Consider the following 13,131-nt stretch of genomic DNA (forward strand, 5'->3'; position numbering starts at 1 on the left):
TAATCATCAGATGAATTATTGTATTTCATCTGACAACCATAAAGGGATTATCGCAGATTGCCCGAAACTCAAGGAGATTTTTTTGGCAGGATTTTGGCAGGGAACCAAGTAAATTCTACCCATTTCAACCCGTTTCACTTCGTCTGAAATGCCGTTAAATCAAGCTTTTCACTTCAAGTGATACCTGCATTTTATTCCCATTCAATAGTCGAAGGTGGCTTGCTCGTAACATCATACACGATGCGGTTAACGTGGTCGACTTCGTTTACGATCCGTACGGAAATCTTTTGCAAGACGTCCCATGGAATCCGTGCAAAGTCGGCGGTCATCCCGTCGATTGACGTTACGGCCCGGATACCGACTGTGTAATCGTACGTCCGGCCATCACCCATGACACCGACTGACTTGATCCCTGGTAATACCGTAAAGTACTGCCAGATTTCACGGTCTAAGCCGGCCTTTTTGATTTCATCCCGTAAGATATAATCACTATCACGAACGATTTCAAGCTTATCTTCCGTGATTTCACCAATCACCCGAATCCCAAGACCTGGGCCTGGGAATGGTTGCCGCCACACAAGGGCAGATGGCATGCCTAGCTTTTCACCCAATTCACGTGCTTCGTCCTTGAACAAAGTCCGTAATGGTTCGATCAGCTTGAACTGCATGTCTTTTGGCAACCCGCCGACGTTATGGTGAGACTTAATCGTTTGCGCCGTGGACGTCCCACTTTCGATGACGTCAGTATACAACGTCCCCTGCGCTAAGAATTCCATCCCGTTTAACTTCGTCGCTTCTTCGTCGAAGACTTGGATAAATTCGTTCCCAATAATCTTCCGCTTACGTTCTGGATCGCTAACGCCAGCTAATTTGCTCATAAACCGTTCTTTCGCATCAACTTTAATGATGTTCAGTCCGAATTTACCTTCCAAACTAGCCATAACTTGGTCAGCTTCACCCTTACGTAACAGACCATGGTCCACGAAAATACTGGTTAATTGCGTCCCGATGGCCTTGTGTAATAACACGCCAACGACACTGGAGTCGACCCCACCGGATAATCCGAGTAAGACCTTCTTATCGCCAACTTCAGCCCGGATCTTTTCGATTTGCATATCGATAAAGTCATCCATTGACCAGTTAGCTTCCGCTTGGCAGACGTTAAACGCGAAGTTCTTCAAGATGTTTTCGCCGTAGTCCGTGTTCCGAACTTCGGCGTGCAATTGAATCCCGTAGAACTTCTTGTCAACGTTTTGAATCGCTGCGATTGGGCAGTTCTTCGAAGTTGCCACCACGTCAAAACCATCTGGTGCTTGGGTAACCAAGTCACCATGGCTCATCCAAACTGACTGTTCCTTAGGCGTCCCGTCAAACAAGGTTGACGCGTCGCCGGTCACTTGGATGTTAGCCTTACCGTATTCCCGGTTGTCAGCTGATTCGACCTTACCGCCCGGAAGCATGTAAGTCATCAGTTGCATCCCGTAACAGATTCCCAAAATAGGCAAGCCTAAGTTGAAGATCTCAGGATCAACCCGAAAGGCGCCATCATCGTAAACACTGTTGGGGCCACCAGAGAAAATAATTCCCTTAGGGTGGCGGGCTTTGATTTCTTCAGCGGAAATCGTATTAGGCAGTAATTCCGAATAAATGCCGAAATCACGAATGCGTCGGGTAATCAACTGATTGTATTGACTACCAAAATCCAACACAAGAATTGAGTCGAAAGACGCGGTGTCCGTTTTTGCCAAGTTGTTCACTCCTTTTGGATTAGTTAATGCTCAATAGGTCTATCATACTGATTTCTAAACAAGTGGTCAATAAATATGAGAAATTTCTTAGGCGCTAATACTTACGAAAATAAACAGCGTCAATCACATGGTGCGCAATTTTGTGTAAAATCAAATCCGCACGATTGCGGGTCGGCAGGATATAATCATTCAAGTTTTTCAAATCAACGTCTTCCCACACCCGCTTCGCCATCTCGATTGCTTCACCATGATCGCCAATCGCCCACGGGTAAAAATAGTTCTTAGGATCTTGGAAAGCCGTCTTCATCAACGCCTCAAACCGGTCCAAGTACCACGATTCAATCAGGTCGGCGTCAGCGTCCACGTAAACCGAAAAGTCGGTGAAATCGCTAATGTAGATCCGCTCGTTAGACGGTAGCTGGAGGACGTTGATTCCTTCGATGATTAAGATATCCGGGTGGGTAATGACGTCGAACCGGTTCGGCACGATATCGTAAGTTTGGTGTGAATACACCGGCGCCTTCGCTAGCGGCCGACCACTCTTAACGTCGTTTAAAAACTGAATTAGCCGTGGCATGTTGTAGCTTTCCGGAAAGCCCTTGCGTTCCATCAGCTGCATTTTCTTTAATTCAGCGTTGGAATATAAAAAGCCGTCCGTCGTAATCAGCTGCGTCCGTCGATCTGGATACAAGTACTTCAGTAGTATTTCTAGCAAACGCGCCGTGGTCGTCTTCCCCACGGCCACGCTCCCCGATACCCCGATGATGAAGGGCGATTGTCGGTTTTGACGACGCAAAAAGGACGATTCCGTCGCCCGCCAGGATAAATAGTGCTCAAACTTTGCCTGCAACAAGTGGGTCACCGGCAAATAAATCTCGCGGACATCATCCAAACTAATGCGATCATTAAACGCTTTAATCTCATGTAAGTTGTCGGCGGTTAACGGCACGTGCCCGTCGCGGTAAAACTGCTTCCACTGTTCCCGTGAGAAGCGATAATAATTCAATTGCTCTTCCATAGTTGTCTGCCACCATTAGTAAATTAATGGGTTGATTATAGCATAAAATATACTGTTTGCCGGGGATTAATTTAACCATAATCAATCATTACATAACTAATCGTTGGGCTCGCAAGTCAAAACACGTCCCTACTAAAAAAGCCACCCTGATTAGGATGACTTTTTTAATAACAAGCTAATCTTCGTGCCGCCGGTGACTCGCACCTAATCCAGCTAACAAACCGGTCAAACCAAGCACACCCACAAGGATTCCGGCTAAGCCAGTCGCCCGTTCATCGGTCTGCGGTAAGGCCGTCGCCTTAGCTTGCGCGGGGGCAACCGTATGATCCGCCTGACTAGTTGAAGTTAACGTCCGTGCTGGTCGTGCCGTTTTAACTGGTGCCACTTGTTTCTGAGCCTCGATAGGCGCAGTTGGTTGGCTCGTCTCGCCATTATTTCCTGGTTTAACCGTGTCGCTGGTACCAGGTTCCGTAATCGTGTCACCGTTACCTGAATCGGTCGTACTATTGTTATTTCCCGAATCAACCGCGTTACCACCGTCGTCTGGATCAGTAATCCCGTCGCCATTGCCCGGGTCGGTTGTTATGCCGTCACCATCACCTGGATTGGTCGTTGTGCCACCGCCGTTATCTGGGTCAGTCGTTGTACCGCCACCATTATCGGGGTCGGTCGTTGTACCACCGCCGTCACCTGGGTCGGTCGTCGTACCGCCACCATCGCCGGGATCAGTCGTTGTACCACCACCATCGCCGGGATCAGTCGTCGTACCACCGCCATTACCTGGATCGGTCGTTGTACCGCCACCGTCACCCGGTTGGTCCGGTTTGCCGGCCTCAACGACTGTAACAACCGCCGTCTGGGTATAGACGTTCCCCACAATATCGGTATACGTGTAAGTTACTGGGTACGTCCCGGCAACGCTGGTATCCACCGTTCCGCTAACCGTCACTGCACTCACTGTCAGTGGCTGACCCGTTGCGTCGGTTACTTGGACCAAGTTGTCACCCGGCTGCCAAGTATCCCCGACTTTCAACTGGCTGTCGGCTACTTTCAGCGTCGCCTGTGAAGCCACCACGTTAACGGTCGCCGTATCCGTCGCTAAGTTTCCAGCGGCGTCCACGTACCGTAACGTTAAGGTATAGGTTCCAGGTTTCTGAACGTTTGGTGTCCCAGTGGCCGTGATTTGGTTCAAGTTTGCTGCGGAAAGCTGCGTGCCGTCCGCCGCAAACGTCTTTTGCCAATCGATACTGTCGTTTAACGTCCAGCTGGCTTTTGGTCCAGCGATAATCGTCACGTTTTGAACACCACTCACAACCGCCTTAGTTTTAACCGTCGTGACCACCGCGGTGAACTGCTGCGTCCGGCCTAAATTGTCGGTGTACGCCAACACAATGGTCTGTGGTTGTCCAATCATGGCATCACTCAAGTCGGGTCCCGTAACCACTTGCACGTCAGCGTTTTTGCTATCAATTGATTGCCCCGTGCTGTCCGTCGCACTGTCGACGTCACTTAAATAGTCCCACTTAGCGTTCGGACCAGCGATGACTTGTGTTGGCTTAGTCGTCAAACTGGCTAGGTCAACGGTCACAGTCATCGTTGCCGTGACAGGATTTCCCACTGCGTCCGTATAAGTTAGCGTCACCGTTTGGGCACCCGCCTGTGCTGCGTTAATCGGTGTCATCGTAACCCCGGTGAAATCAGTGGTTGCTTTACCGGAGGCGTCGGTCACGCTCTGTACCAAATCAGCCGCCGTCAGTTTTGAGACGTCTTGTGGCCAAACAACTTGATCATCTTTAGCCGTAATCGTCGCCTGACTCGCAAGTACGTTGACGATGGCCGTCGCTGAATGCACGACGCCCTGGTCATCGGTGTACGCGAACGTGACGGTTTGTTGGCCCGCCTGCGTTAAATCTGGACCGTTATTCACATTAGTAATCTTTAAATTAGCCCATTCACTGGTATCAATCGCATTGCCGTCGTAATCACTGACACTAGCCAGGTGGTCTAAGTAGTTCCAGGTTGCGTTCGGACCCATGACCACTTCACTTGGATCAAAGCTAATCTGAGCTTTTGATTGGGTCACTGGTTGAAAGACCAGCGCACCCGCTAGTAAATCAAATCCGTTCATCGACTGACCGTTGAGATCCGTTGGGTACGTCGTATACGACCCATCGCTAAGATAAAATTGACCATATACTAGCTGCCCTTGGAACAACTGCGGGTTAACTAACGTATATTGCCAAACAGTTGCCGTGGTGCCGTCAGCCTGTTTCTGAGCAACTTGGTTGGCGTCGGCCACGACCAACGTCCCACTAGCCGTCCCATCAGCTTGATAGTAGCGGACCTGATAATTGATTGATTCACCATGAATCCCCTTGATTGGCGAAGTGACGACGACCGTATCTCCCTGTCGATAACTAACGGCCTGTTTGTTCCAAGCATACTGAAGAAAGCCGGTCACACGTCCACCTTTATGCGCCGATAACGTGTTCAGCGGACTAAAATCGGTAATGCTATTTCCGGCAAACGACGCCACCGGATTAGACTGTGGATAATCATTTTCAAGCACCGCTTGCACGAACGGCGCTAAGATCGCAAATTGATGGTTGTTCATTCCGTAAGGATTAATCGACATCGACTTAGACGAACCAAAGTCTAAGTCATAGATATAGTGCGGGTCCAAATCAGCAATCGTCCGTAACTGCTCATCCGTTGCGGCCCCCCAGTAAGGCGTCTCTAACGTTAGCCCTCTCAAAGTAACCGCTTTCAGCGGTGTAAAATCGAAATTCGGCATCTCTTTATAGCTAGCTCCGATTGCCACTTGGAAGTTGACTGAAACCCGGGATGGCAAATCAGCCAAGGTTTCCAAACCTTTAAGGCTCGTTACCGGCTGAACAGTCCCGTTAACCGAAGTTGTCACATTCAGACTCTGTCCGTAGCCGTGACCATAAGCTTTGATGGCGGCCTTAGTCAGTAACTGGTCATCCTTCAAGCTCATCCCTTTGCGAACGGCGGCCAGTAAGGTTGGATCTTCAAACTGGTCACTTAAATCTTGATCATCATCCGCTGGTGCGCCGGGTGCATCCCGCAACGCCTTCTTCTGATTAGGCGCTGTCGGTTGTGCGGCATCCTTGTCAGCCGGTGCAGCGGCATCACTGGTCAGTTCATTATTCTGATTCAATTCCTGCCCAGCACCCGTTGCTGGTTTTTCATTATTCTGTGCATCGGACGTGCCGGACTGTGCTGGCGTTTCTGGTTCAGCCGACGTCTTTTCATCAGGCTGCGCGTCTGACACTGCGGGCTTTACTGGTTGTTCTGAATCGCCTTGATTTTTCGTTTCAACCTTACCAGTCGTGGTCAGGGATTCCGATTCCACTTTTGGCGTTCCAGTAGTCTTTAACGGTACCGCTGACCCCGTTGATTGACCACTCGTAACCGTCGTATCAATGCTGTTATTAGCTGACTCATTCGTGTCGGCTTGCCCCACAACCTGTGTTAACCCCATGGTTGCTACCGTAATTCCGGCAATAACCCAAAACCGACCTTTTTTATACATCTTGTAATGACGTTTCGTTGTTTGCACTTGTGTCATGATTTGTCGCCCCCGCTGTCAATCACTTTTCCACTATAATGATTAAGTATGCTTAAATAAGAACCCTCTTATTAATTATAGTACTGAATCATATTATGTAAATCAACTTAAACGTATAAAAAGTTACCTATGTTAACTATCTAAGCATAAAGAAACTAAAACACGGGATACGATCGTCAAGCTGACCACCGTATCCCGTGTTAATTTTATTTCAATTATTTTTCCGCTACGCCGCGTACCGAACTGATACAAATACGCTCCCTAGGATCAGCGCCGAACCAACGACGAATCCCGGGGTTAAATTTTCCCCCAGCAATAACCAGCCGAGCAGCGTCCCGACGACTGGTTGCAATAAGTAAAACAAGCCCGAAGTACTCGTACTGATTAGCGTTAACCCGGCGTTCCACATCACAAACGCAAATGCGGTGGAAATAGCCCCCACGTAAATCAAGCAGGTTAATACTTTCAAATTCAAGAAGTTCACACCCGCAAAAGCATCCGGCGTGCTCAACGCAAACGGCGTCAAACAGACCATCGCAATGATCGTGGAAATAATAGTAATCTGTAGCGCACTGTAATCGGGCACCTTTTTGATTAGGACAGACATCAACGACCACGTCAGCGCCGCCAAGATCAGCAACAACACCCCGACTAGGATGTGTTTGCCGGCGAGGTGAATCCCGACGATCATCACCACGCCTAAAGTCGCTAAAATTAGCGCGAACACTTTAACCCGGTTGAGTTTTTCCTTAAATAATAGCCACGCAAATAGCGCCATGAAAGTCGGCGTTGAACCGGTTACGACCGCTCCCGTCTGGGCACTGGAAAACCACGTCCCCGTCTCCTGCATGACAATTGACACGGCATACCCCGTCAGGCCAATCAGCGCAAACCATTTGTAATCCTTAACTTGCACGTGCCACTTTTCGCGTTTTAACAACGCAAATCCGATTAGAAAAATCAATGCCACCAGATACCGCAACCAGACAAGTTGTAGCGGGTGGATCAACCCAACGACTTCCTTGACCGCCACAAACGTCCCGCCCCAGATTGCCGCCGCACTACTCAGCAACACTGAGCCTAACACCTTTGAATTCATCAACTAACACTCTCTCACACCAAATTTTAACTTTATTAAAATAACAGAAAATATTATACCGCTAATTTGGCTTCTCAATTCAACGGATTAGCCGTCAATTGTTACTAATCCAAAGTTTTCTAAACTTTATAGTGCTAAATGGTTGCACTCTGATAAAAAAACTATATATATTAAACTATTAGCTTTTATTAATTGGGGGAATAAATATGCACAAATGGCGATGGGGATTACTCACTCTGACGCTAATCCTAGGAATTAGCCTCATGACACAGTCTGCACAGGCAACTAAGAAATCCAAGGGACTAATTCTAGATAACGCTCGGCAGTATTACTCGGTCAAAACGATCCAAGGCTTCATCCGCCGCGTCCATGCTGGGGGTGGGACGTTTATTCAGTTGCATTTAACGGACGACCACCGTTACGGCGTCGAAAGCAAAACGTTGAATCAAACGACCAAAAACGCCCGTCACAAGGGAAGCGTCTATTATAACCGTAAAACTAAGCTCGCCTTTTTGAGCAAAAAACAGCTCCGCTCCCTTATCGTTTACGGTCACAAGCGTCACGTCGAAGTCATTCCTGAAATCGATACGCCCGGTCACGCTAAGGCACTCGTCAAATTGCTCAAGACGTCCAGCGCTACCAATAAGAAACTGGCCAAAAAAGTCACGACGGGCAATGAGTTGAATCTCCGGTCAGCCAAAACGGCCCCGTTTGTCAAAAAGCTTTTGGGTGAATACGTCGGCTTGCTCTACCGCGGCCAGCACATGGCCATCGGTGGCGACGAATACAGTGCGTCCACCGCAACTCATCAACCTAACACTGTTAAATATACCAACACATTGAACCGTTACCTAAATAAGAAGCACCTCAAGACCACCATGTGGAACGACGGCCTGATGCGCGCAGACTTGAAGAAGATCGACCATAACATCCTGATCACCTACTGGAGTTACGACGGTGAAAACGACGACCCCAAGCAGGTCAAACTTCACCGCAAGATTCGGCCAACCCTTCCCCAACTCAACAAAGCGGGCTTTCAAACCATCAACGCTAACTTCTGGTACCTCTACATCATTACGAAACCAGCGACGTTCAAGAAGAGTAACGTCAATTACTGGAAAAATGACTTGAAGAAAAACTGGAACGTTCAGGTCTGGGATAAGACGAACCACAAAGACCTCGCTAAGAGCAGCAAAAACATCGGCTCGGCCATCTCCATCTGGGGCGACGGCGAGAAAACTTACTCGCAGTCCCAAGTCGTTAGCAAAACCGCACCGTTCTTAACGGCCTACTTTAAGCAATAACGCCTAACCCCAAAGAGCGTTATTCCTTTATAACCTAGTCCGGTTGTCGCTGATAGCATGCGGTCGTGGGACCAGGTTAAGCCTGAGAAACGGTCTTAACCCTCGCCCGGAACAATTGCAAAAACCGCAATTGTCCCGGACCGTCCGTGGTCTAAGGTCGGCAAAAAAGCGCCGACCAAATACCACCTTCACGACCGATACTATCAGCGACGACCTCTGGCTATGCCATTAATTACTGGGGCTAAATAATTTTGTGCTTAGCGAAAGTCGGGTAGTCATGGTGTGCTGTGTCGGCAAGATTGGCAGACGCCCCATATGCCAATCTTGCGGGGCGATTTAAAGACGTGGTCTATCGGCTTTAAATCAAGGTCCCAGACCGCAGTATGGCTGGGGCCGGCCCCCATAGCACACCGAGACTGCCCGACGGAGCGGCTATTTTAAAACAACACTTCCCACTACTACAACCTTGATGGCAATTTTGAACTGCATAACCTTTAGACAATAACTGATTCCAATCTAAAAGGCCTTTCCCGCTAAAACGGAAAAGACCTTTTTTTATATTAAGACTAAGCTTGTACAGCTCGCTGTTCGTCCTGCATGGCTAGATAAGCTGATTCAATGCGATTAAAGTGGTCGTTCGTGAAACGTTTGATGACTTGGTGCTGATCGTTCCAATCAATCACGATGTTATCGGCGACCGCGTCGTAGTAAATCGATAAGTGCTCATCGGTCTGACGTTGTGCGTAGTGCGCTTGAATTAAAACAACCAGTTCACCAATGGTTTGCCCAGCTGATAATAGTGGGGTATTGAAAAATGCTAAATAATTTTCTAACGTTGACTTAATAATCATATCAATCACGCTTTCTATTAGTAGTTGCCCTATTAATACCGTCGGCTTATAGGTCAATTATAACAAAAGAAAGCGCTTTCTTGAATAACCAATCCATTTATCAATCCAAACTTAGATTGTTAACGCACTCGCCACCTGGTTTGCTTGGCTAAATAAATCTTCAATAATTTCTTTAGCGGGACGAATCGTTGTGAACATCCCCGCAATTTCACCCGCCATCGGATTGCCGCCTTCAACGTCTCCGGCGTCAACCGCACGTTCAAACGCCCCGTCAGCTAATTGCTTCAAGTCCGTAACCGGCGCCGCTGCTTGTTCTAATTGTAAATAGTGTTCCAACATTGGGTTACGTAATGACCGAACCGGATCCCGGTGGGCGCGTCCCGTTACGATAGTTTCCGTATCACTTGCCGCTAAGACCCGCTGCTTGTAGGCTTCCGCAACCGGACATTCGGCCGCCGTCAAAAAGATGGTCCCGCACTGAACGCCGGAAGCGCCCAGCGCAAACATGGCGGCAACTGAGCGACCATCACCGACACCACCAGCCCCGATGACGGGGATATCAACCGCGTCAACAACTTGTGGCAACAAGGCCATCGTTGACGTTTGCCCAATGTGCCCACCAGACTCTTGCCCTTCCGCGACGACCGCATCGGCCCCCGCCGCGACCATTTTATGCGCATGGTGTACCGACGCAATCACTGGAATAACCTTAATTCCCGCAGCATGGAGCGGGCCAATGTACGATGCCGGGTTCCCAGCGCCGGTCGTCACAACTTTGACGCCTTCGTCAATAATGACCTGCGCCAATTCCGGACAGTTTTTCATTTGAAGCATCAAGTTTACGCCAAACGGTTTATCCGTCAATTCACGCGTTTTTACGATCTCGACCCGTAATTCATCAGCACTGAGTCCGGCAGAAGCTAAAACGCCAAGGCCGCCCGCTTCAGACACCGCCCCAACGAGCCGATGATCCGCAATGTGCATCATCGCACCAGAAAATATCGGGTACTGGATTCCTAACATTTCAGTAATCGTCATTATTCATTCCTCCTATTATGTAATCGTTTCCATTTTGTTAAGAATATCACAATTAAACGTCGATTACTATCGACAATTCATCAAATTTGTCCCGCATTAAAGCGCAAAAAAAGACCCGCCATAACTAGACTTGGTCTAATCCTGGCAGGTCATTTTACGACGACTAAACGGTCGCTTCATTTAACGTATATAGCTCTGGGTTAACACGGCTGAGTAACGGTGACAATTCGCCCACCGCCACGATTGTTAATTCGTGCATCGCCCGTGAACAGATGGTATACAGCAATTGCCGTTCATCTTCGCGCTGGTAGTTATCCGGGTTAGCGTTCCACACGATCACCGCGTCAAATTCAAGTCCCTTAGCTAAGAAGGATGGTACCACGATGACACCGGGTGCTAAACGTTGGTTTTCGGTCCGAATCAGCGTGACCTTTTCACCCCGAGCTTGCAGCGCATCGGTCAACGCTTCACATTCGGCTAGCGTCTTACCAATGATGGCCGTTGTATCGCGGTCCGAATCATTCATCGCAAGTTGGTCAACGACTTTATCCACGGCATCATCAAAGTCACTCGTCACCGCCACGTTAGGGAGGTCCCCCTGGCGATCAAAGGCAGTTACCGCTTCACCATTCACTAAGATTTCCTTAGTAAAATCGGTAATTTGTTGGGTAGACCGATACGACTTGGTCAATTGAACCACCCGGGTCTTCTCCGGATCAAACAACGTTTCAAGTTCACCAATCAGCGTGTGACTGTTTTCCTTAGTGAAAATGGCTTGGTTCAAGTCACCGAGCATCGTAAAGCGGGCATTTGGAAAACTAAATTTCAAGAAGGCTAACTGGAAGGCGTTGTAATCTTGAATTTCATCCAAGAAGACAAAGCGAATATCCCGTTGGCCCTTCTTACCCGTCATCAAATCGTGCAAGTACATGTAGGCTGAGACGGTCGTCAATGAAATGTGCCGTTCTTTGATGCTGGCTAATTTCTGTTCAACCGCAGCGTCCCATTCGTCCTGCGTAATATCGTATTTCGCTAGGTCAATAATTTGCGGGACTTCGCGTAAGAAGTGCGCGTATTGCATATTGATACTCAAGAAACGGTTCCGCACGATTTGCGTTCTAGCCGTTCCTAACCGTTTCATAACGATTTTACGTGCCAAGAACTTAAATTCTTGATCCCCGTTCTTAAATTCACGGGGCTGGTTACCGTACAACTGGTTGATTTCTTCGCGTGATAAGTCCTGGACGACGTCTTCAACCCACTTAGACCGCATCTCAGATTCCACTTTGCGATTTAAGATTTTAATTAACTCTTCCTTGGTTTCCGATAACCGGTTACCTAAGTGGTAGTTTTCATTAAATGAATAGTAGATTTCTTTAATCTTTGTCCGTGGAATAATGACCTCATCGTTCAACGTGATGTTTCGAAAACGCATGTCGGCTTGTTCCAAATGTTTGCCGTAAGTAGTCACCGCGTTAAAGAACGCTAGGCTCCCCTCCAACTTCGTCACTTTAGACATCGCCGCCGTATTTTCGGCTTCAAACCGTTGTTGCAAGGTCTCGACCTGCATCCGCGGCAACCGGTACGACGCGTACTGGTAGTACGTCATCTGTACCATGTTTTGTTCGCCTAGTTCTGGCAACACTTGGTTAATATAATCGTTAAATAATTGGTTCGGTGAAAACAAGATAACTTGTCCAGCCGTTAAGTTACCGCGGTACCGGTACAACAAGTACGCGACCCGTTGCAAGACCGACGACGTCTTCCCGGAACCAGCCGCCCCTTGAACGAATAACAAATCGGAACTCGTATCCCGAATAATTGTATTTTGTTCCTTTTGAATCGTCGTTACGATACTCTTCATCTTAACGTCCGACTTTTCGTCTAGAACTTCTAGCAACATCGAGTCCCCAACCGCTTCGTCGGTATCGTAGACGGTCACAATTGTTCCGTCGTCAATCATCAACTGCCGTTTAAGCTTTACGTTGACTGACTGGGGACCATCCGGTGTTCTGTAGGTCACGTTGCCGAGCCCGCCGTCGTAATAAATACTAGAGATGGGCGCCCGCCAGTCATAGATCAAGAAGTGATCCGGCGTATCCGAAAACGAACTTAGCCCAATGTAAATGGTCTCGGTCTTCGGTTCACCAGCTTCATGGAAATCCAAGCGCGCAAAATACGCGTTTTTTTCCAACTTCTTAAGCGTTGATAACTGCTTAGTCGCGTGTTGCCAGCTATTTTGACGCTCATCTAACATCTGTTGCTGCTGGCGCACGGACAGACCAGTCTCCATCATCCCTTCATAACTATCCGTCTTAATATTAACGTCGTTATAAAAGTTGGTTTTAATGTCGGCTTGATCCTTCTCCGAGCGCGCAATGGTTTGGCTTTGTTGATCCTCGGCCACCTTAATCTTTGCAACCACGTGATCTAAGTGTTCTTGTTCTAAAGCTTTAATTGACTTAGCCATCTGTGACGCCC

At 48.3% G+C, this 13,131-nt stretch carries 8 protein-coding genes; 1 reads left to right on the top strand and 7 read right to left on the bottom strand.

Annotated features, from left to right (window positions below):
• Positions 1 to 191: 191 nt before the first annotated feature.
• The 4 genes from guaA to IV64_RS08005 form a co-directional block, all read right to left on the bottom strand.
• A complete protein-coding gene (guaA, locus tag IV64_RS07990; RefSeq protein WP_083491609.1) occupies positions 192 to 1,748 on the bottom strand; it encodes a glutamine-hydrolyzing GMP synthase in 1,557 nt (518 codons plus the stop codon).
• 94 nt (positions 1,749 to 1,842) lie between these two features.
• Entirely contained in the window at positions 1,843 to 2,766 is a 924-nt protein-coding gene (gene coaA / locus IV64_RS07995) for a type I pantothenate kinase (RefSeq protein ID WP_057706724.1), read from the bottom strand.
• 175 nt (positions 2,767 to 2,941) lie between these two features.
• Positions 2,942 to 6,358 carry a bacterial Ig-like domain-containing protein gene (locus IV64_RS08000; protein ID WP_057706725.1) on the bottom strand — a complete coding sequence of 1,139 codons (3,417 nt, stop codon included), beginning with the start codon at positions 6,356 to 6,358 and terminating at the stop codon, positions 2,942 to 2,944.
• A gap of 226 nt (positions 6,359 to 6,584) precedes the next feature.
• Complete coding sequence (locus tag IV64_RS08005; RefSeq protein WP_057706726.1) at positions 6,585 to 7,457, bottom strand: DMT family transporter; 873 nt, start codon at positions 7,455 to 7,457, stop codon at positions 6,585 to 6,587.
• Between the two features lie 206 nt (positions 7,458 to 7,663).
• Here IV64_RS08005 and IV64_RS08010 point away from each other — a divergent pair, with 206 nt between their 5' ends.
• The gene (locus tag IV64_RS08010; RefSeq protein ID WP_083491610.1) at positions 7,664 to 8,761 is read left to right on the top strand and encodes a family 20 glycosylhydrolase; all 1,098 of its coding nucleotides are present in this window, start codon (positions 7,664 to 7,666) and stop codon (positions 8,759 to 8,761) included.
• Between the two features lie 566 nt (positions 8,762 to 9,327).
• On the opposite strand, the gene IV64_RS08015 is transcribed toward IV64_RS08010, so the two are convergent.
• The 3 genes from IV64_RS08015 to helD all read right to left on the bottom strand — a co-directional run bounded on the left by IV64_RS08015 (position 9,328) and on the right by helD (position 13,120).
• Positions 9,328 to 9,612: a hypothetical protein gene (locus IV64_RS08015; protein ID WP_057706728.1), complete on the bottom strand. Its 285-nt coding sequence runs from the start codon at positions 9,610 to 9,612 to the stop codon at positions 9,328 to 9,330.
• Between the two features lie 111 nt (positions 9,613 to 9,723).
• A complete protein-coding gene (locus IV64_RS08020; RefSeq protein ID WP_057706729.1) occupies positions 9,724 to 10,650 on the bottom strand; it encodes a nitronate monooxygenase in 927 nt (308 codons plus the stop codon).
• A 163-nt stretch (positions 10,651 to 10,813) separates the two neighbouring features.
• Positions 10,814 to 13,120 (bottom strand): RNA polymerase recycling motor HelD, encoded by a 2,307-nt coding sequence (helD, locus tag IV64_RS08025; protein ID WP_057706730.1) that lies wholly within the window; start codon positions 13,118 to 13,120, stop codon positions 10,814 to 10,816.
• Between the last annotated feature and the right edge of the window lie 11 nt (positions 13,121 to 13,131).

The sequence above is a fragment of the Lactiplantibacillus xiangfangensis genome (assembly GCF_001438845.1).
Taxonomy (GTDB): domain Bacteria; phylum Bacillota; class Bacilli; order Lactobacillales; family Lactobacillaceae; genus Lactiplantibacillus; species Lactiplantibacillus xiangfangensis.

Bases quoted from the DNA above. Each gene is read 5' to 3' on its own strand.
- IV64_RS08010 (WP_083491610.1), top strand. From the start codon at position 7,664: ATGCACAAATGGCGATGGGGATTACTCACTCTGACGCTAATCCTAGGA.
- helD (WP_057706730.1), bottom strand. From the start codon at position 13,120: ATGGCTAAGTCAATTAAAGCTTTAGAACAAGAACACTTAGATCACGTG.
- IV64_RS08000 (WP_057706725.1), bottom strand. From the start codon at position 6,358: ATGACACAAGTGCAAACAACGAAACGTCATTACAAGATGTATAAAAAA.
- IV64_RS08005 (WP_057706726.1), bottom strand. From the start codon at position 7,457: ATGAATTCAAAGGTGTTAGGCTCAGTGTTGCTGAGTAGTGCGGCGGCA.
- coaA (WP_057706724.1), bottom strand. From the start codon at position 2,766: ATGGAAGAGCAATTGAATTATTATCGCTTCTCACGGGAACAGTGGAAG.
- IV64_RS08020 (WP_057706729.1), bottom strand. From the start codon at position 10,650: ATGACGATTACTGAAATGTTAGGAATCCAGTACCCGATATTTTCTGGT.
- IV64_RS08015 (WP_057706728.1), bottom strand. From the start codon at position 9,612: ATGATTATTAAGTCAACGTTAGAAAATTATTTAGCATTTTTCAATACC.